Origin of the sequence: Clostridium beijerinckii HUN142, from assembly GCF_000621745.1 — a bacterium.
GTDB classification, from domain to species: domain Bacteria; phylum Bacillota; class Clostridia; order Clostridiales; family Clostridiaceae; genus Clostridium; species Clostridium beijerinckii_A.
Window position 1 is genome coordinate 1 of record NZ_JHXK01000009.1, and the last position, 20,912, is coordinate 20,912.

21 protein-coding genes are annotated in these 20,912 nt (G+C 28.9%); 7 read left to right on the top strand and 14 right to left on the bottom strand.

All coding sequences use genetic code 11. From position 1 onward, the window contains the following. Window positions 1-320: AAA family ATPase (locus T483_RS0103195; RefSeq protein WP_026884954.1), on the bottom strand; the 320-nt coding region annotated here is incomplete at its 3' end. Window positions 321-525: 205 nt separating this feature from the next. Between T483_RS0103195 and T483_RS0103200 the strand changes: the two genes are divergently transcribed. After that, window positions 526-918: a DUF1622 domain-containing protein gene (locus T483_RS0103200; protein ID WP_051560276.1), complete on the top strand. Its 393-nt coding sequence runs from the start codon at window positions 526-528 to the stop codon at window positions 916-918. A gap of 399 nt (window positions 919-1,317) precedes the next feature. Here T483_RS0103200 and bioA read toward each other — a convergent pair whose 3' ends face one another. Both bioA and bioD read right to left on the bottom strand, forming a co-directional pair. Beyond that, window positions 1,318-2,658: an adenosylmethionine--8-amino-7-oxononanoate transaminase gene (gene bioA, locus T483_RS0103205; protein WP_026885534.1), complete on the bottom strand. Its 1,341-nt coding sequence runs from the start codon at window positions 2,656-2,658 to the stop codon at window positions 1,318-1,320. A gap of 206 nt (window positions 2,659-2,864) precedes the next feature. Beyond that, the gene (bioD, locus tag T483_RS0103210; protein ID WP_026885535.1) at window positions 2,865-3,545 is read right to left on the bottom strand and encodes a dethiobiotin synthase; all 681 of its coding nucleotides are present in this window, start codon (window positions 3,543-3,545) and stop codon (window positions 2,865-2,867) included. A gap of 190 nt (window positions 3,546-3,735) precedes the next feature. On the opposite strand from bioD, the gene bioF reads away from it, so the two are divergent. From bioF to bioC, 3 genes are read left to right on the top strand one after another with little or no spacing between them, the layout of a single operon-like run. Beyond that, window positions 3,736-4,914, top strand: coding sequence for an 8-amino-7-oxononanoate synthase (gene bioF / locus T483_RS0103215; protein WP_026885536.1), 1,179 nt, complete (start codon window positions 3,736-3,738; stop codon window positions 4,912-4,914). Next, window positions 4,907-5,650: an alpha/beta fold hydrolase gene (locus T483_RS0103220; protein ID WP_026885537.1), complete on the top strand. Its 744-nt coding sequence runs from the start codon at window positions 4,907-4,909 to the stop codon at window positions 5,648-5,650. The genes bioF and T483_RS0103220 overlap by 8 nt, the downstream gene beginning before the upstream one ends. Window positions 5,651-5,667: 17 nt before the next feature. Then, a complete protein-coding gene (gene bioC, locus T483_RS0103225) occupies window positions 5,668-6,495 on the top strand; it encodes a malonyl-ACP O-methyltransferase BioC (RefSeq protein WP_026885538.1) in 828 nt (275 codons plus the stop codon). 465 nt (window positions 6,496-6,960) lie between these two features. Here bioC and T483_RS0103230 read toward each other — a convergent pair whose 3' ends face one another. After that, the gene (locus T483_RS0103230) at window positions 6,961-7,509 is read right to left on the bottom strand and encodes a TetR/AcrR family transcriptional regulator (protein WP_026885539.1); all 549 of its coding nucleotides are present in this window, start codon (window positions 7,507-7,509) and stop codon (window positions 6,961-6,963) included. A 162-nt stretch (window positions 7,510-7,671) separates the two neighbouring features. Between T483_RS0103230 and T483_RS0103235 the strand changes: the two genes are divergently transcribed. Beyond that, a complete protein-coding gene (locus tag T483_RS0103235) occupies window positions 7,672-8,658 on the top strand; it encodes an NADP-dependent oxidoreductase (protein ID WP_026885540.1) in 987 nt (328 codons plus the stop codon). A 106-nt stretch (window positions 8,659-8,764) separates the two neighbouring features. Here T483_RS0103235 and T483_RS0103240 read toward each other — a convergent pair whose 3' ends face one another. From T483_RS0103240 to T483_RS0103275, 8 genes are all read right to left on the bottom strand, one after another. Further along, a complete protein-coding gene (locus T483_RS0103240; protein WP_026885541.1) occupies window positions 8,765-9,634 on the bottom strand; it encodes a methionyl aminopeptidase in 870 nt (289 codons plus the stop codon). Window positions 9,635-9,654: 20 nt separating this feature from the next. Continuing rightward, entirely contained in the window at window positions 9,655-10,335 is a 681-nt protein-coding gene (locus T483_RS0103245; protein WP_026885542.1) for a DUF5680 domain-containing protein, read from the bottom strand. Between the two features lie 245 nt (window positions 10,336-10,580). Further along, on the bottom strand, window positions 10,581-11,600 hold the full coding sequence (locus T483_RS0103250; protein WP_026885543.1) for a hypothetical protein: 1,020 nt from the start codon (window positions 11,598-11,600) through the stop codon (window positions 10,581-10,583). 22 nt (window positions 11,601-11,622) lie between these two features. After that, window positions 11,623-12,660, bottom strand: a complete 1,038-nt coding sequence (locus T483_RS0103255) for a phosphodiester glycosidase family protein (RefSeq protein ID WP_026885544.1) — start codon at window positions 12,658-12,660, stop codon at window positions 11,623-11,625. Between the two features lie 165 nt (window positions 12,661-12,825). Beyond that, entirely contained in the window at window positions 12,826-14,058 is a 1,233-nt protein-coding gene (locus T483_RS0103260; protein WP_026885545.1) for a hypothetical protein, read from the bottom strand. A gap of 170 nt (window positions 14,059-14,228) precedes the next feature. Beyond that, window positions 14,229-15,641, bottom strand: coding sequence for a HAMP domain-containing sensor histidine kinase (locus tag T483_RS0103265; RefSeq protein ID WP_026885546.1), 1,413 nt, complete (start codon window positions 15,639-15,641; stop codon window positions 14,229-14,231). Window positions 15,642-15,645: 4 nt separating this feature from the next. Further along, entirely contained in the window at window positions 15,646-16,332 is a 687-nt protein-coding gene (locus tag T483_RS0103270) for a response regulator transcription factor (protein ID WP_026885547.1), read from the bottom strand. A gap of 294 nt (window positions 16,333-16,626) precedes the next feature. Next, the gene (locus tag T483_RS0103275) at window positions 16,627-17,190 is read right to left on the bottom strand and encodes a flavodoxin family protein (protein ID WP_026885548.1); all 564 of its coding nucleotides are present in this window, start codon (window positions 17,188-17,190) and stop codon (window positions 16,627-16,629) included. A gap of 196 nt (window positions 17,191-17,386) precedes the next feature. Between T483_RS0103275 and T483_RS0103280 the strand changes: the two genes are divergently transcribed. Continuing rightward, window positions 17,387-17,764 carry a winged helix-turn-helix transcriptional regulator gene (locus tag T483_RS0103280; RefSeq protein WP_026885549.1) on the top strand — a complete coding sequence of 126 codons (378 nt, stop codon included), beginning with the start codon at window positions 17,387-17,389 and terminating at the stop codon, window positions 17,762-17,764. Window positions 17,765-17,870: 106 nt separating this feature from the next. Here T483_RS0103280 and T483_RS0103285 read toward each other — a convergent pair whose 3' ends face one another. Then, a complete protein-coding gene (locus T483_RS0103285) occupies window positions 17,871-18,689 on the bottom strand; it encodes a hypothetical protein (protein ID WP_026885550.1) in 819 nt (272 codons plus the stop codon). After that, a complete protein-coding gene (locus tag T483_RS0103290; protein ID WP_026885551.1) occupies window positions 18,682-19,263 on the bottom strand; it encodes an RNA polymerase sigma factor in 582 nt (193 codons plus the stop codon). The genes T483_RS0103285 and T483_RS0103290 overlap by 8 nt, the downstream gene beginning before the upstream one ends. 311 nt (window positions 19,264-19,574) lie before the next feature. Between T483_RS0103290 and T483_RS0103295 the strand changes: the two genes are divergently transcribed. Beyond that, window positions 19,575-20,864, top strand: a complete 1,290-nt coding sequence (locus T483_RS0103295; protein WP_026885552.1) for a DUF4179 domain-containing protein — start codon at window positions 19,575-19,577, stop codon at window positions 20,862-20,864. The last annotated feature ends 48 nt before the right edge of the window (window positions 20,865-20,912 follow it).

Below are 20,912 nucleotides of genomic sequence, written 5' to 3' on the forward strand. Positions count from 1 at the left end.
TCTCTCTTATGAATTCGGGCAATTCTAGTATTAACAGATGCAGTAATATGTATAGCTAAATCAAATAATGGAACAAAGGGCTGATTAAAACTATCCATTGAACCTGCCATCACAAAATGAGTTCTTTTTGATATATCTGTCATTAATCTGTTAATCTTTTCTTCATGAGTATGCATAACAGTAAAAGGTTTATCTGTATCTTTTCTCCAAATATAATCATCTATATCAAAATACGGAAAGCCAAGCTTTTTTGCTGCCAATTTTCCTAATGTCGTTTTTCCAGAACCGGCTGAACCAAAAATAATAATTCCTCTTGACATTTCTTTTAACCTCCATAACTCAAATTTATTATTTACACTTTAGTTAATTCCAGGATATTTTGTAAATATTGCATTATTAAATTTTCAAAGAATACTACTATTAGTTAATTCGTTAAATCTACATATTCAGAATTATCTTCTCCTCTGACAATAATGTTAGTAGATTTACAATTATTTAATGCTTGAGGAATACAGGGTTTATAATATGGTATTTACGGATAAACTATATTTTAATAAAGGAGGTGTAGTATTGGATATTAAGAAAATTCTTGAAATCCTTATAATAGTTTTACAAGGTTTATCTATAACAATCATAGTTTGGGGCGTTTTTCTTTGCCTGATAAATTTTATTAAAGTGGAAATATCCATTAATAATAGATCAAATATAGTTCAAAAGATTACATCTGCAAAAAATTATTTAGGCTCTTATATATTATTAGGTCTGGAGATTTTAATAAGTGCAGATATTATAGATTCTATATTAAACCCTACTATGCATGATATTTTGAGACTAGCCGCTATAGTTATAATTAGAACAGTAATATCTTATTTCCTAAATAAAGAAATGAAAGCTACTGCAAATAATCAATCAAGTTAATTACTACGACCTAAAAATAAGCTATAGCATAATAAATCGAGTAGGATGAAAACAATTATTTTGTTTTCTGTCCTCTCGCACCATCGTACATACTGTTGGGCATACAGGTTCATTAGCATTTGTAATTCGCTTTTTAAATTATTATTCCTTCAAAGTGTCCTACTTCATATGTAATCAGCCCTTTTTCCTCTAGACTCTTAAGAGTCGCTGCACCCCTGGCAGAAGTAACTCCCAGTGCATTACTGATATTACTTGGAATCACATTTTCTTAATGCTTAGAAATATATTACAGAACAAAATTTTTACCATGCATGGAATCATTAACCTGCTTCTGCACATTTCTTTCGCGCGACTTATGCATTACATCCATAAAATCACTGGCTAAACTTTTGAAATCCACTAAAATATTACTTCTTCTATTGCTTCTTTACATATTGAAACTGCTTTATCTATTTGTTCTTCATTAATTATTAATGGCGGATTGAAATATAATACATTACCAAGTGGCCTTAATATTAATCCTTTATTTAATGCTCTCTTATATACTTCGTAACCCACCCTAAGTTCAGGATCATAAGATTCTTTTGTCTTTTTATCTTTTACAAGTTCCATTGCATTAATAAGTCCAATGTTTCTTATTTCGCCTATCTGTGGATGTTCCAGTAAAGCCTCCTTTAACTTTTTGTTTAAGTAACTTGCTCTTAAATTTGCTTTTTCTAAAATAGCTTCTTCCCTTAGAATTTTCTGAACTGCCAGTGCTGCTGAACATCCAAGAGGATTTCCACTGTACGTATGACTATGCATAAATGCTTTTCCTTTATTATAGTCATCATAAAATGCATTATAGATTTCATCTGTTGTAATTGTTATTGCCATAGGCATATAGCCTCCTGTCAATCCTTTTGATATACACATAATATCTGGACTGACACCTGCATGCTCAAATGCAAACATTTTCCCTGTCCTTCCAAAGCCAGTAGCAATTTCGTCTGAAATTAGAAGAACTTTATATTCATCGCATAATTTTCTCAATTTCTTTAAATATACAGGTGGATAAATTCTCATTCCTGCACTTCCCTGTAATAATGGTTCAACAATTATTGCGCAAGTTTCTTCTCCATATTTCTCAAAAGATTTTTCTGCATGTTCAAAACATTCTGCATTGCAACAATCTCTCGTTTTACCATATGGGCATCTATAGCAATCAGGCGCTTCCACACGAATTGTATCCATTAACATAGGCTTATAAATTTTTGCATATAAATCCATACTTCCAACAGACAATGCTCCAATAGTTTCTCCGTGGTATCCTTCACTTAAACACATAAATCTTGTTTTCTTTTTATTCCCTGTTTGATATTGGTATTGAAAACTCATTTTTAAGGCACACTCAACTGAAGCAGAACCATTATCTGAAAAATTAAATTTTGTAAGGCCCTTTGGAATAATTTTACTTAACTCTTCACAAAGTTTTATTGCTGGTTCATGAGAAAAATTAGCAAAAATAACATGTTCTAAATCCTCAAGCTGATTCTTAATATATTCATTTATTGTTGGATTGCAATGCCCAAGTAAATTACACCACCATGAGCTTACTATATCTATATATTCCTTGCCATCCTTATCATATAAATAAATGCCTTTTCCATGATCAATTATAATTGGCTTTAATTCTTCATAATCCTTCATCTGGGAGCATGGGTGCCAGATATATTTCAAATCTTTTTCAACTAAATTCATATTCATTCTCTTTTCTCTTTTATTTTTTATAATATACAAGTCCTAATTGATTTTCTGCATTAAATTAATGGACAATAAATAATTATATATAGCTTGTTCATTGCAACATATATAGTTTACTTTTCATATGTGATGCTTAATTACAGCTATGATTATGAAATAGTAGAATCCAGTCAACTATACGCAATTGTAAATCATACAAAAGTTTACTCATATATTTCTAATAATTTATTTATATCAATATTTAACTCTTCATCATTTTCTTTTACTAGTGCAATTACTGAAATTTCAGTAATTGCCTCTATCATTTTTTTATTATCTTCATGAAGTATATTACCTTCACTATAGCGGTTTAATATAATTCCTTTTATTGATATATTCCTGTTTTTCAAATATTCCACAGTAAGAACCACATGATTAATTGTGCCAAGTCCTGAATCTGCAATAATTAAAGTTGAAAGGCCTAATTCCTTTACTATATCTTCAAGCATGATTTTTTTATCATCATATCTTATAGGGCATACTATTCCACCACTACCCTCCATAGTTAAATAATCATACTTTGATAAAGAATTATTGAAATCTTCTATAACCTTATTCATTTCAACTGGATTTCCTTCTATTTGGGAAGCCAAATGTGGCGATACTGCTTCTTTATACACATATGATACTAGGTTGTCCATAGTTTCATTAATGTTAGCAATTTTATTTACATAATAAGCATCCCCTGGTATAAGCGCATTTTCTGTAACTTCTGCCCCACTCAATGCTGCTTTATAATACCCCGCATTATATCCTGCATCTCTTAATTTTTTTACTATAAGTCCTGTTACAAAAGTTTTTCCTATATCTGTTCCTGTTGCAGTAATAAAAATATTGTTACCCATTACAAATTTTCACCTCATATTCAAGTTTTTTAATTATTTTCCAGCATTTCTGCTAATAAAACTCAATATATACCTTTACTTTAGTATTGTCAACTATAATAACCATATAGGTTGACAATAATTCTATATTAGTTTATCTTTTAAGTTAAACATAGTAAATTATATCTTTAGTCTGTAGGAGAATTAAATTATGAATTATGTAATAGAAAAACTGCAAAAAATAAAAACAAAAGAATTATATAGAAAACTTAAATATATTGAAACAGCTCAATCTCCTAGAGTTAAAATGGGCGGAAAAGATTTTATACTTTTAGGTTCTAACAATTATTTAGGTCTTTGCGATGATTATAGATTAAAAAAAGCAGCCATTGATGCAATACATAAATATGGTGTTGGATCTGGAGGTTCTAGGCTAACTACGGGGAGTTATGATATACATAAAGAATTAGAAAAAAAAATTGCATCCTTTAAAGGTACTGAAGCAAGTTTAATTTTTAATACGGGTTATATGGCTAATGTAGGTATTATTTCAGCTATTTGTGATAGGAATTGGGTTATCTTTTGTGACAAACTGAATCATGCCAGTATTATTGATGGTTGTCGTTTAAGTGATGCAAAGCTTATTAGGTACAAACATTGTGATATGACTGATTTGTTATATAAAGTAAATAAGTACAAAAAAAATAATAGTTTGATTGTAACAGATGGTGTATTTAGTATGGATGGAGATATCGCTCCTCTTCCAGATATCGTAAAAATTGCAAAAGAAAATGATATTATAACGATGGTTGATGATGCTCATGCTACAGGTATTTTAGGTAAAAATGGATCAGGTACAGCCTCATATTTTAACTGTGATAATCAAATTAATATTATGATGGGAACATTAAGCAAATCTATTGCTTCTGAAGGTGGTTATGCAGCTGGCAGTAAAGATTTGATTGATTATCTAAAAAATTCTGCAAGAAGCTTTATTTATTCTACCGCTTTATCACCTGCTACAATTGCAGTTTCTATAAAATCGTTAGAAATTATTGAAAATGATGAAAAAAGAAGATCTAATTTATTAAAAATGTCAAATTGGCTTCAAAATGAACTTAGTATAGCAGGATTTAATGTATTAAAAACAAAAACTCCTATTATTCCAATTATGGTTGGACCTGCATATAAAGCTGTTGAATTTAGCAAAAACTTATTGAGAGAAGGTATATACATACCAGCTATCAGACCACCTTCTGTTCCTGAGGGTACAAGTCGTTTAAGAATTTCTCTAATGGCAACACATACACCCCAAGATTTAGAAGAAGCCTTGACAAAAATCAAATTAATTGGTAAAGATTTAAATATTATTGGAGGTCAAAATGACTAAACCTTATTTAATTATGCTGCCTGGCTGGGGAATGAACAGTCTTGTTTGGAATGAATTTGATAAATTACTATCTAATGATTTCGAATTAGTATTTATTGAATGGGATAATGTTTTTTCATTAAATCAATTTAAAGAAAAAGTAATAAACGTTATAGAACAAAAACAAATATCCACTTTTTCAATACTAGGATGGTCTTTAGGTTCATTAGTTGCTCAAGATATTGCATCAGATAACCTATTCAATATTAAAAACTTAATTTTAGTTGGCTGTACAAGCTCCTTTATTCAACATAACGAAAATGGATACAATATTGGATTGAATAAAAAAATTGTAGAAAGAATGAAATCCAAACTTTATAAAAATCCACAAGAAACACTGTATGATTTTTATGATGCTATGTTTTCAAAAGAAGAAAAACTAAAGAACTATAACAACGAATTTTTGCAAACAATGAAAAGTAATACTAAAAATCAATCAATAGATTCTTTATCATTAGGATTGGATTATTTAATACAAAAAGATTTAAGAACTAAATTATTCCGGATAAATGTTCCTTTATTAATAATCCAAGGTGAAGATGATAATATATGTCCTTTGAAGGGGGCTGAATATATAAAAAACATGTCAGCAAATTCAAATATAGAGATTATAAGAGCGGCTGGACATATTCCCTTTTTTACAAACCCTAATGTTTGTTACAATATCATATCCGAGTTCACATCAAAAAATATTTAATTATGGAAGGTATATATATGATTGATAAACAACAAGTAAAATTTCATTTTAGCAAAAACGCTTCAAATTATAATCAATATGCTCATATACAAAAAGAGATGAAAGATATTTTAATAAAGTTCATGCTGCAAAACAATAAAGATAATATTGAAATTAAAAATATTTTAGAGATTGGTTGTGGAACAGGATACCTAACATATGCTTTAACTGAGATTTTTCCTTCTGCACATATAACTGCTGTTGATATTGCACCAGGAATGATTGCTGAAATAAAATCCAAGTTCACAAATAATTCTGTAGATTTTATTTGTATTGATATAGAAGAAATGGAACTTAACAACACTTATGACATAGTCATTTCTAATGCTACATTTCAATGGTTTAATCACATGCCCACAACTATAAAAAAGCTATATACTGCATTAAATCCAAATGGTATGCTCTGCTTTTCTACATTTGGTGAATATACTTTTCGTGAATTGAATGAATGTTTTAATAAGGCAAAGCAAGCATTGTGCATAAAAGAGTCTATATATTCTGGACAACCTTTTTATAGTTTGAATGAGTTGACTACTTTATGCAAAAACGCAATAGAAACTAAGGCGAATAATAATGAGATTTTAATTGAAAGCAGAGAAATATTAAAATATGAGTACTTTAATAATTGTAAGAATTTTTTTTACTCCATTAAGAAAACTGGTGCTAACAATAGTAATAAAAGCAATAGAAGCACCTCACCAACTTTTATCAAAAAAGTAATTGATCTTTATAATGAAAATTTTCTAGAGAATAATAAAGTAAAATCTACTTATCATTGCTTGTTTTACAAAATTATAAAAAAATAATATATGTAAAGATAACGCTTTTATTCAGTAGTCACTTTCTTTAAGAACTGTACCTTTCTTATTTTTTGCCTGCTGCATTACAGTTATGTATAGATGATAAGATCGAAATAGAGTAACTTACGACAACACTACATAAGCATTGCCGTGAGTTTCATTGTGAAGACGAGCCACTTCGGACCACCATATAAAAACTGCACTTACTACTGATATAGTTCGCGTATCAGTAGTAAGTGCAAGTCTATTTTAGAAGTCTATTTTCCGTGGCCTATCCATTTAAATCTCCCTTTTACAATGAGATTTATGATTTGTAAATCAAATAACACATTCTGTAATACTGTATTATTTGACTTACAAAGATCATCCGCTATACTTCAGCAATCACCCTGCAATGAAACCCTGAAAATCTGCTTATATTTAATGGGAAAGTATATACTGTAAATGGTTTGTCATTGAACTAAGTTACCTCTAAAAGCTATTACATTCTACGCTATTAAAAAGTCGCCAAAGTTGTTCTACTATTATTGGTGCAGGGTATGGCTTTGAATTATATATCCACCATTCTAACACACCTACACCAGCTGATATTAAAAATTCTACTGAAATTTCTTTATTAGCTTTTTGTTCAGATAAATCTATACGGTTAATCAATCCCTCTTTAAATATTTCCTTCATACGCTTTCGAAAAACAGTACTTTCTTTAGTTGATAACATAGAGAAATAAAATTCATAATTGACTTCAATATGCTCAAAAATACGTATCAGGCTAGACTTAGATGTTATTTGTTCTACCTTATGGTCTTGGATACATGCCTTTGTTAATTGTGTTAAATAATAGTCCAAACACTTGTCCCTTAAATCATACTTATCAGTAAAATGGAGGTAAATTGTTCCTCGATTAACATTGGCTTTTTCTGCGATTTCACCAATAGTAATACTTTCTAAATCTTTTTCTAAAATAAGTATCATAAAAGCATCCATGATTGCCTGTTTAGATTTTTGAATTCGTCTATCCATCTTAATACTTCCTTTCACCATAATAATTAACATATTGAACGTAATTGTTGATTTTTCAACAAATCCCATACTATTACTTATTGAACTACCTAATTGTATCTGATAACATAAAATTACTCAACACACGTTGAATAAAAAACAATGTTAAGAAGGAGATAAATTATGAAAGCAATCGGTTTAACAGTTTTCGGTAACCCAGGTACATTTGAAGAAATAGATGTGAATTTACCAGATTTAAAAGACAATCAAGTACTTGTTGAAGTGAAGGCTTCATCAATTAATCCGGGTGATGAACCTCTACGTACGGGAGAAATATTTAAAAGCTCTGTTGGAGTACAATGGTCTGAGAAATTACCAATATTCCTTGGAAGTGATGTTGCTGGTATCGTAAAATCTATTGGAAAAAAGGTTACTCGGTTTAAAGTCAATGACCGTGTTATGGGATTAAATATCCATTCAGGGGCATATCAAGATTTCGTTGCAATAGATGAGGATCACCTTGCAAAATTTTCAGAAAATATATCATATGAAATCGCAGGTGCTGCGCCTACAATTACGTTAACGGCAAAACAAGCATTATTTGATCAGGGGAACCTTTTAAAAGGACAAAGAGTTTTAATTCAAGGTGGTGCTGGCGGTGTCGGTCATGTGGCTGTACAATTAGCCAAAAATCATGGTGCTTATGTTATAACGACTGCAAGAAAAAATAATCATGATTTTGTAAAAGCTTTAGGAGCAGATGAAATATACGATTACACTGAATTTGATATTGCAGATATAATCCACGAAAAAGTTGATTTGGTGATTGATACTGTTATGGAGGCATCCATTATTGAGAATAATGGTACGTTGGGTGAAGTTGGAAAAAAGAGTCTCTCAGTTATTAAAGATAATGGGAAATATGTATCAATCGTTTCCTTTGGAATAAATAGTTATCCAATGGAACGTAACATCAAAGCACACTTCTTCCAATCTAAACCAAACCACTCAGACTTTGAAAAAATCATGAATTGGATTGAACTGAAAGAACTACAAATTCATATAGATAAAATTTTTTCCCTATCTCCTCAAGGAATTAAAGAAGCATACATCAATAGTAAAAAGCAACCTAAAAAGGGAAGAATTTCAGTATTAAAAGTTCAAAAATAAGTAAAATGAGATAAGGGTGCAGATGAATAAAATTAAAATAGGATACCTTTTAATTAGATATCATGTTTTTCACTATATTTATATATAAATATATGAAATTAAAAAACTATTTTGAAATAACTTCTACCCCATCTTCTGTTACAAGAACTGTATGCTCCCATTGTGCTGAAAGAGATCCATCATCAGTCAATGCAGTCCATCCGTTATCTTCATCTATAAATATTTCATGGCTTCCAGCGTTTATCATCGGTTCAATTGTGAACACCATTCCAGGCGCCAAAACCATATCTGTTCCTCTTTTTCCAAAATGAAAAACAAATGGATCTTCATGAATATCTAACCCAACTCCATGTCCTCCAAATTCTCTAACTACTGAATAACCGTTACTTTCTGCATGTTCCTGAATTGCTGCTCCAATGTCTCCTAAAAATGCCCAAGGTTTAACTGCTTCAAGTCCTTTATTTAAACATTCTTTAGTTACTTGAACCAATTTCCTAGCTTCTTCACTTACTTCACCAATCATAAACATTCTTGATGCATCTGAATAATATCCATTTAATATAGTGGTTGCATCTACATTTACAATATCCCCATTTTTAAGGACAACATCATCACTTGGTATTCCATGACAGACCTCATTATTTATTGATACACAAATACTTTTTGGAAAGCCATCATAATTAAGATCAGCTGGAATTCCACCCTTTGATATTGTATAGTCATATGCTAATTTATCTATCTCCTCTGTTGTCATGCCTTCTTTGATGTTTTCGCCAATTAAGTCTAAAAGGCCATTATTAACCTCTGCACTCTTTCTTATTCCTTCAATCTGCTCTTTTGTTTTTATAAGATCTTTTGTTGGTACTATATGTCCTTTTCTTTTTAAGTCACTTAACTTTTTGTCAAATTCTAAATGACAATTTTTATATTTCAATCCGCTTTTACACCAACATAAATCATTTCTGTTTAATATCATAATATTACTCCTTGTTTTAACTATTTAATTGATCCTCCATGAAAATAACATTCATAAACTTTAATATTATCAAAATATATTTCCTCATGCCCTTGAAACCACTTAAATTCTCCATTTATAATGCAATGATATTTATACTGTCCATTTTGATAAATAATAGGACCTCTATATGGATTATCCTTAGTGACTAAACTCAAAGCTTCCTTTAAAAAATTGCCTGAAAATCTGTCATCCAAAACCCTTCCAGTATAATTCATTGACCAAAATGGAATATCATTTTGCCACAAACCTTCTTCCCCTGAAAATCTTTCTCCACCTAAATAGGTATCAATATATTTTAAGTTTTCTTCTACATATTCTAAATCATGAGAATTTGGCCTTGAAGATTTACACTCTGCCCCATTTCCAGCATATGTAGCTTTTTTAGCCCTACATAGAAAATCGATTATACTTTCATTTATATTATTAACTTTATTTTCTTCTATTGACAACCTACAATTTTCTTCATAATCATTGACCAATTTATCAATGCTTACTTTAAAGAACTCACTTAATGCAATTAATCTAGCTATATCTGGATAGGATTGCCCTACTTCCCATTTTGCAACTGATTGTCTTGATATGCCTAAAAATTCAGCTAATTTTTCTTGCGATAGACCTTTTGCTTTTCTAAGTGTTTGCAATTGTTCCTGAAAACTCATAGTTTAATCCCTCCTGGTATTAGTATACTTACAATATTATCATATTTCTACCACCTAAATATAACACAGTTGACAACTAAAAGTTGCATTTAGTAAAAAAGAACCTCATCCATTCGGACTTGATTCTTCAACCTTTTCTTTATTATCTATACTGACCTTTAAAGTATTATGTTATAATTTTCGTGCCTAATTCAATAAGTCTTTGTGGCTACAGACACTACCAACATATTTGTTAGCATGCATAGTTATTTTAAACTCTTATATACTAATTTTCCATTGTTGTCCATAATAGCTATAAATTCATCTTTAATTTTAATAAGCTTCCCTTCATATTCGGTTTTTTTACCGGTTGTAATATTCCTTACCTCTCCCTTAAGATTATCGTTAATTAATATTTCGCTTTCATCGCTAAAATACAAATCTTTTTTATCTACACTTAAATCAAGTGTTACTTTATTCCAAGTAGATGTATCTTCATCAACTTTACCATAAAATATACTTGATATTTTATCTCCATTAATTTCACCTATATATATTACATCTTTTTTATCAATGCCTAGAAGCGCTAATTTCTTATTCGAATTAAATATTAACTGTTTATTTGGACTTGTAATAAAGAATTTATCATTTATTTTATCTTCATATATTAGTCTATCTTCATGCGGTATTACTTGCATATTGCCTAAACTACTAGCTTTTATATCTATATTTGTAATATCATCATTCCTATCTATTCTATAGACTTTATTTTCTGAATTGCCATTATTCATATTTATATAAAACACATTTGTAAGTACTGATGTTGTCATATTATTTACCACCATATTTTTTTCATACTTACAGATTTCTTTCACCAAAGTCTTGGAAAAACTTGAAGGATTGTATGTTATAAGTTGTACTTTTTCTTTTCCATCTTTTTTTATATTTTCAACTACTGCAATTAAATCTCTGCCCTCTAACCATTTATAGTACATAATCGTTTCATTCTCTTTAGTATTTATTTCACTTACTTTCCCAGTTTTAGTATCTTGAATATACAGTTTTTTTTCCTTAAAATATGTTAAATACTTACCTCCATATGATAAATCAATATTCTCTGTATCACTTGGAATAGTTACATTAATACTATCTATACTATTTTTCTTTACTTCAACCTTTTTACTATTAAATTCTGATGAATTTTTAAATACAAAATTGTTTAATATATATAGTAAACTTATTTCTAACATTAAAGCCAACATTGCCCAAACAATTAATTTTTTCATTCCATTTTAAATCTCCTTAAATTTACTTAACAATAACTGCTGTCGGAATTGTTCTTTCACCCATACTGTTGGACGGTGTATTTCTAACTTCCCCATCATAATATAGTGTTGTAGACTTTCCACCATCTAAATTAATTGCATTAATGGCACCTAATTTATATATAACTTCCTGTACTTCCTTATATGTTGCTCCCAAACTAGTTAAACTTCGTCCATCTATAACCATAAGAATTATTGCACCATCTTCTCGCTGACCAATAGCTGTTCTTGGTGCTATTCCTCCATCTACTGTAATATTTGTCTCTTTTCCATTTACTACAAGTGTAGGTCCAAAACTTAACGCTTCTTGAACACCTAATTCTTTAAGTTGATTTTCTGAATACTTGCCTACAATTAATACCCCTTCTTTGGTTATTCCAAATAAATCTGTTTTACCATCCTTCTCCAGGCTATTCCATACTCTTTTCCCATCACTCATTACTATTCCATCTGGAAATGCCCCTGTACCCGTCCACTGAACTGAAGACTTGTCCACAAATGCACCTCCATTAACAGATGCAATCGCATCATTATTTTGGGCAATTTGAGATGTTGTTTCACCTTCTGTTTGCAATTTTGAGCTAACACCTATTTTTACTCTTGTTGGATCCTTTACAATAAGATAATATCCTTTATATTTAGGATTATCAGCTATCTCATAAAATTCAATACTATCATCTCTAATCTTTGATATCTTAACGTTGCTAATATTAGTTGTTTCATTTTCTGTGTCAGATGACGATTTACCTATAATACTGTTTATTTTCTCCTCTGATAAAAACAAAGTAGCCAAATATTGAGTATTCATTGTACCCATTGCTGACCCAACGAATGTTCTTTTTGCATTTTCAAAAGGTCCATATAAAAGTAAAAAAGGAAATGTGCATACAATAAAAACAAGTTCAAATATCGTAAAAAAAATCATGTTAGTAAAGCGTAACTTTTTCTTATTTTTTCTATTACTATTTGGTTTTGATATTACCCTTTCAGAATTCTTTTTATGTATTCCATATTTATTCATAATTAAGTATCCTTTCTATAAAATACACATATACTTTTAGTTTATTGCAAGTTAAGCAAATCAAAATAAAAATGTACAATAAAATTTGAATAGCTAATATAGCAAAAATTCTCTCTTTGGCATTCTGCATGTTAATATAATTAATGATTATATTAGATCTTAAATCTATTTCAATTCAAAAAGATATTCTGAGTCTATTGTATCTATTTCACTATTAGATGAATCATCTTTCCATTTATTTATTTCAACTCCAGTAATAAATTTATTATGGTCAGGGCTAAAAATAAATTGTCTTGAAACATTACATCCATCATCTTCATTATTTTTAAATATCTTATCTTTAATAACTATCTTATTTCCTTCTAACTTTCCATACATAGCTATATTTTCATTTCTTTCTTTTCCATCGCCAAGATACGTGAATGCTATAAACTCATTTTTTAAATCAACTGCATCAATTGATAAATTCTTATTATCAAAATTTATATCATATTTAGTTATCTCTTTATTATCAAAATCTAGCTTGTACCATCTTTCACTAAGATTACCACTTTTATTTTTTTCAACACACTCAACTAGTAATGACCCATCTTCAAACACCTTTTCAATTTTGGGCTCACTTAATTTCATTGATGATTTTTCTCCTGTTTCTAAATTTAACTTAGTGATTTGCTCTTCTTCTTGTATATAAATATTTTTACCTGTTAAATCAAACTTACAATCAAGTCCTATCCCATAGAAACTTGATTCGGTAGTATATTTTTTATTTTCTTTATAATTTAATATTGTATACTCTGCTGTACCCGACATCTCTTCTATCCCTTTTGCTGGCTTTAGATTAACTTTACTAATATACGATATATACTCTCCATTAATTAACCTTAAGTGAGCTTGAGATAATAAATCCGGCCTATATTTTATAGATTCCATACCTGGAATTTCGCCTTGAAATTCTTTACTAAAATCTAAAACCTCTTCAAGTTTTTCTTCCTTAGCATCATATATAAAAGCCTTTTCATCATTTCCAAGCAAGACTACTCCACTATCATCAAAGCCGCATATTCTAGTTATATTGCTATCATCTAATATTTCTATATTCTCTCCACTCTCCAAGTTATATTTGTACAAAATCACTTTTTTGTTTTTTATATTGTAAGCATCTTTATTAACTGTTAAAATATTCTCATCATCAATCCAAAATAATATTATTTTATTATCAAGCCCCTCTAATCTCTTCTGTAATACTGGTTCACTTCTAATTTTATTATCCTCACTTTTAACGAGAATATCATTTTTAACATTTTCTGAAAGCTTAATTTCTTTTGTATTAGTGCATGCACTTAATATTGTGGCTAAAGTAATTAATCCTATTAGAGTTGTTTTTGTTATATATTTCACTGTAATTCCTCCTAATAAAATTTAGGTCTTTCAAATATCAGCTAAATATTTTACTTTTAATTAAAATCTCTACTATGTAATACATACTAAAATATCTATTAGTTAATTCTAAAATATTTTTTACATATACATATATTACATACTAAATGTTTCAAACTTTGTGTAAGTTGTTACAAACATGTTAACTTTACTTTAATCTTCACGGTATTATCTGAAATATTCATTGTTATGTCTCCATTATGCTCCTCTACAATTAACTTACATATATACAATCCCAAGCCATTCCCCTCCAGGTCTGTAGAATTTTCACCCCTTATAAATGGTTCAAAGGCTTTTCCTTTAAAATCTGAATTTAGGTTACAGCTTTTATTTGAAATTTCTATGTTATAGAAACTATTCTTTTTATAGCCTGCAATCTCAATATCTCCATTTTCAATTGAATATTTATAAGCATTTTCAAGTAAATTTAATAAAAGACTTTTTATCTCGTCATATATGCCAAGAATAATACCTTCTTCAATATTTATTTTAACTCTTATACTATTATTATTTCTGATTTTCATTTCATCTGAAATTTCATTTAACATTTTCCCTATATTAAATTCACTTTTTTCTCTACTTAAAATTTGACCTCTTGATACCTCTAATATACTTGAAATCATGCTATTTAACTTGGCACTTTCTTTTTCAATTGAACTTACTGCTTGCTTTCTAAACTTTTCATTATGAAAATTTGTTTGAAGTAATTCTGCATACCCTGATATTGATGTTAAAGGCGTTTTTAATTCATGAGTAATGTTACAAAAAAAATCTCTCCTAGTTTTTTCTAAATGATGAGTTAGTTCTATCTGCTTTTTAATCTTTTTTCTCATTTTGTTGTATTCATAAGCTAAATCACTAATTTCATCTTTATTTTCATGTTCTAATACTTCATATCCATAATTACCATTGCATATTTCCCTAACCCCTTTTAATAGATTTTCTATAGGTCTTGTTGATTTTCCCATTATAAGATAAGTTAACATTAAAATTATAAGAAAGAAAAAGCTCTCTACTAATGTAAAGAGTAAATATATGTTTCTATTATTTGTTATTATCTCTTTATAGTCTCTAATAATTTCAACAATTCCAATGAATTCATCGTTTGAATAAAACGGATATGCAAAATATCCTTTATAATCATTATTTTCCTCACTAAAAAATATATATGCCTTATTTTCCTTCGCCTTATCAATATGCTCAATAATCTTTTTGTTAACTTCACCTTTTACATTTTGATATTGAAGCTGCCCCTTATCGTCATAAATACCTATTGTATAATTATTATTTTCAGATAAACTTATTGCTATTTTGGCACTATTACTTATGAAAGTTTTCTTATCTAAATTTTTACTATTAATCATAAAATATTCGTTAATAAAATTTGTAGTATTACTTTGCTGCATAGCCATATCATTTTTTATGGTATTATTACTACTATAATCAATAATATTTTTTACAACTATATTTAAAGTAACACCACCTAAAACTAATAAAGCACCTACTCTTATGGTTATTTTAGTTCTTAGTTTTTTATTTTTCATATAGCTACCTCATTTTATATCCAACACCAAATATTGTTTCTATGTATTTATTTCTATCGTCCTCAATCTTAGCTCTAAGTCTTCTAACATGTACATCTACAGTTCTAAGTTCTCCAAAATAGTCATAACTCCATATTTTATCTAGGAGCTCTTCTCTTGAGAAGACCTTTCCTTTATTAGTTGCTAGCAAATATAGAAGCTCATACTCCTTAGGTCTTAAACCTATTTCTGTATCATTCTTTATTACAGTTCGTCCATCTTGATCTATGTATATATCTTTTCCTATTTCTATTAAATTCTTTTCTTTTTCTAAATTTATTACTTTCTCTATTCTTTGAAGAGACTTATTAACTCTTGCAATTACCTCTTTTATATGAAACGGCTTAGTAATATAATCATCAGCACCTATTTCTAATCCTAATACCTTATCAACAATATCATTTTTAGCTGTAACCATAATTACTGGTATATCTCTTTCCTGTTGAATTTTTTTGCATACTTCAAATCCATTTATATCTGGTAGCATCAAATCTAAAAGTACTAAGTTAGGTTTAATTTCGCTATTTTTTTTTAAACCTTCTGTTCCATTCTTCCCGCTCTCTACTATAAATCCCTCTGCTTCAAGAGCAAAAATTAACATTTCCCTTATACTTTTATCATCTTCAATAACTAATATCTTGTTATTCTCCATATTTTCACCTCAGATTTAAATTATATTTTCATTTTACCATTAATTTGTCATAAAAGTATTTCCCTCTAAAATAAAATTGTCAATTATATATAAATTCTTACAATAAATACTTTTAAATTAACATTTTTCAAATTTTCATACATTAGCTTAGATTCATTTATACATCCTTATATACCATAAAACAATATAAAAAAGAATGTAGTGGATTTGTTTTACACAAATCTAGCTACATTCCTGAATTTTTATAAATTTTATATTGATTTCCTATACTATCCATAAAGCTTTTCTAGGATTTTATCCAACTAGATTTTCCCCATCCTTAAATGCTCTTAAAAACAACTCCTCTAACGCTTTTGAATCTGGAACAAGCTCAGCTCCACAAACGTGAATATTATCCTCTAATTTCCAGCCATATGTATTGAAGACATTAGTAACATATTTAATACCTTCTTCACCTACTTCAGGATTTGAATTAGCTTGAGTAAATATTGTTACTACCTTTTTACCTGGGTGTCTAGGTGTAATGGTATTTCCATCATGGTCAATCAATGGAAATGTACGGTCTAACCAAACTTTTGCTTGACCTGTAATTTGATAGTAGTAGATTGGACATCCAAATACAATAGCATCTGCTTCATTAATAGCCTCATACATTGGTTTAAGATAATCATTAATAGCACAACCATCATGGGTACGACAATAGAAGCAGCTTTGACATCCACGAATCCCAGCATCGTTTAAATCAAATTCTATAATTTCAGCACCTTTAGACTCAGCACCTTTTGCCACTTGTTCTAATAATTTTGAATTATATCCGTTCTTTCTTGGACTAGCATTAAAAATAACTACTTTTGACATTTAATATCTCTCCTTTTAAATACAAATATTCCTTAAGTTAGATTAACTCTCTACTTACCACATTTATTCTCCTTCATTTGATATTTACTCAAATAAAAGTACTTGGTATAATTATTGTACCTAAATAATTTTATATTAACAAGAACGCAGAATTTAATGATTAGGTATTATTTTTCTTACCTAGGGAGGAATAGATATGGCAAGCAAACAAGAATTAGAGAAATATTTAAATATAATAAAAGAATCAAATTTTAATGAAAAATGCCCTATAAAAGATGCATTGGAAGTAATCGGAGGCAAATGGAAACTGAATATATTAGGGCAGTTACTAAGAAAGGAAGTGTGTCGTTTTAATCAATTAAAAAGAGACATATCAGGAATAACAAATACAATGCTATCAAATTCATTACGTGAACTTGAGAATGATGAATTAATTATTAGAAATCAATATAATGAAATGCCTGTAAGAGTAGAATACACTTTAACTGATAGAGGAAGAAATCTGTTGCCATTACTTTATGAATTAACTATTTGGTGGGATGATTATAAAAATAATAAAGAAAATTCAAAATAATATATTGAAATAAAACAGGCTACATTTTGGAATTTATATCCGCAATGTAGCCTATCTTTACACATTCACTAAATAAAGCAGTCGTGTAATTCCTCAGATCTTATTTTTATCCTATAACTTCCTTTGCCATATTAATCATATCATCCTTGCTTAGTTCAGTATAATCCATATTAATAATGCAATAAGATATTCCATCTTCATACCACATAACTGATTGATCTTGACTAACCTTTATTTCATCTTTTTCACTTCCATATCCAATTTCAAGAAGCCCTTTATCTTGTAAGTCTTTTTCTTCATCTGTTGGTTTATACCCTTCTGGAACTGATTTGTATTGACTACTAGTATATATGATTTTAACTCCATTATATTCTACTTCAGAAGCATTTTTTCGCGTGCTTTCATAAAAAGATTTCTCATCTGTTTTTTCAGCTGACATATATAAAATCTGTCCTTTTTTAGAACCATCTTTTTTATAATCAAAATCTGCGCTCTTGTATTTTTCAGTAGCATCTCCTTTTTCATTACGAACTTCATTGTTTACATAATTAAATGTATCAAATTTAAATCCATTGTTAAAGGATTCAACATATTTAGGGGTAAAGCCAACAGACTCTTTTACTTTATCTTTACTTGGAAAAGTTTTAGTCTCAGTTAAACGAGATGATGAACTAAATATTCCAGAAAGATTAGTTGCTGCAACACATGTTACAGTTGTTGCAATAATGACCATTCCTGCAATTATGAATGTCTTTGGTTTTAATAATTTATGTTTCATAGTAAAAACTCCTTTATTATCTTTTTCTTTTAATATTTCATTTTTAATTTTGAAAAACATATTTTCAGGTAATGAAGCATCATCTGCTTTATGAATTAAGGCCTCTTTAATTTTTTGATCTATATTTTCATCAAAATTTTTATCCATCAAGTCCCACCCTCTTTAAATTTCTATGATTATATTCATCGTCACATTTAATTAAACTGCTTTTTAATTTTTTTCTTGCACTATGAAGCCTCGATTTGACTGTTCCTTCAAAGCACCCCATTACTTTTGCAATTTCGCTAACTGTAAGACCATTAAAATAATATAGAACTATTACTGTTTTTTGTTTTAAATCAAGTTTTTCAATTTCTGCATAAAGATTATTGTTTTGCTCTTTTCTTAAATATTGCTCTATAGAAGTATCAATACTTTTTTCATCTACCTTTTCAAAAATGTTATCAACTGGCAGTGATTTTTTATCCTTTTTCGCATATCTCCACGCAATTCTCGTAAGCATTTTAAAAAACCATGATTTAAAAAATTCAGGATTCTTAAGACTTTTTATATTGTTATAACAGCTTATGAATGCTTCTTGTACAATATCTTCACTTGTATACTTGCTACCTGTAATAAGATATGAGTATTTGAATGATTCATTTTTATATATTTCAAATAATTCACCTAATGCGTTCATATCACCAGACTGGATTTTTATGACAAGTTCTTCTTCAGACACTCTGCTCTCTCCCTTCGATTCTTATCGATGCATCTATATATTAGAGACATTAAGTTATCAATTGGTTCATTTTTAGAAAAAATTTTTATCGCTTCAATTTATACCATTGATATTCGTAATTTTATCAGGATTAACATCTTGCTATAAATAATAAATAGAGTAGCATATTGATCTATTATTTTCTAGTTGCCACTGTAGAAATTATGGTAAATTTAAGATGAAAAATTTGAAGAAATGGTATACAATACCATTGAGGACAAAATTACTTACAAAGTTTTACATACAAACTATAGTAAAGGAGATAGATATTTATGATAAATAAAAAATTGATCAAAACCCTCGGTCCTATATTTGGGATCATGACATTTATGTTAGCTTCCGGTATAACTTATACTCCAGCTTTTGCTGATGATACTATAGCAGCAACGGCACCTGCTACTACTTCAACCACTAGTGCCAGTGCTACTTATACTGATAATACAGCTACAACAATTAAAGATTATTCTATAGCTATAAATAAAAGTTCGGAAGAAAATGGGATTAAGGTGACTGTTAATAGTGCACTAGCTACAAAACATAATTTAAAAGTAACTCTTAAAATTGAAGGAATCACTGATCCTAAAGCAATTGAACATAATAATTCGCTTTTTGAAGTATCATATGGGGACAAAGATTACGGATTTAACTCTACCTCTTCTAGACAATATGCAGATGATAAAACTATGTTTTTAACCTTAGAAAAAACTAATTATGAAGGTGAATATCCTGAAAGTGGAAACTTAAGAGTTGATGTGGTCCTTTCAAACTATAAAGTTAATATTGGCATGGATGTACCTGTAGATTTCACTAATTCTATTAATAAAGTATTTACTAAAAATATTTCAGGAACAATACCTGAAATTAATTATACTTTAAAACAATTAGACTCAGATTCCATGGGGACAACCATAAGTTATACTCGTCCTAAACACTCTGAGGATAATATTGATGACAATAATGATTTTTGGCATTCACAAATATTAGTAAAAGTTGATAACAATTTTTATAAATTAGATTCTAGAGGCAGTAGCATTGGTGACGACGGAACAATTATTGGGCATTATGTATCTAAATTGCCAGCTTATGATACTGTTAAAAACGGAAAGGATATAAGTGTAATTCCAATACTTTATAAAGTGTCAATGGATCACCATGGCATCATATCCAATAGTAGTAATAAAAACACTACTACAGACTCTGTAAACAACTTAACTTATGAAAAAGAATTCAGCTCTTCTAAAGGATTGAAAGGTACAATATATAATGTTGAAAGAAATGATAATAGTGTAAAGGTATATTGCAAAGGCCAGTCTGAGTTAGAAAGTTTAATTATAGCAAGCAATATTTCTTTGAACTACAATCATGTTAAAGGACAAAATGATACTACTATTTATAATTACAATAGGTTTATAAGCTTTTATAAGGATCCAAAAGATTCCCTTGGCTACATTGTAGAATTTGATAATGTTGATAAAGATAAAGCTGCTGCTTTAAATATCAGTCCTATGATAAAAGAAATTAGTACGTACAAAATGAGTGATGAAATAAAACTATCAAATTAATGAACCCCATATTAAATTTATGAAAAATTGTATCAATATAAAAAATTA